The sequence below is a fragment of the Vibrio sp. 10N.261.51.A3 genome, from assembly GCF_041471965.1.
In the GTDB taxonomy this organism is placed as follows: Bacteria; Pseudomonadota; Gammaproteobacteria; order Enterobacterales; family Vibrionaceae; genus Vibrio; species Vibrio crassostreae_C.
In genome coordinates, this window is the sequence record NZ_JBFRPK010000165.1 from 1 (window position 1) to 211 (window position 211).

Genomic DNA, 211 nt, shown 5'->3' on the forward strand with positions numbered 1-211 from the left:
GAGTACCCACACAGATTGATGGTTTAATAAGTTAAGAGTAGGAAATACTTTTCCAGATGGGGCTATAGCTCAGCTGGGAGAGCGCCTCGCTGGCAGCGAGGAGGTCTGCGGTTCGATCCCGCATAGCTCCACCATCTTTAAGTGTTCTTCCTTAAGAATCTTTAAAAATGGTTATTTCTTTTGAAATATCTAGCTCTTTAACAATTTGGAA

1 tRNA gene is annotated in these 211 nt (G+C 42.2%); it reads left to right on the plus strand.

What is annotated here, in order from left to right:
- Positions 1 to 58 precede the first annotated feature (58 nt).
- A tRNA-Ala gene (locus AB4371_RS22490) sits at positions 59 to 134 on the plus strand.
- The last annotated feature ends 77 nt before the right edge of the window (positions 135 to 211 follow it).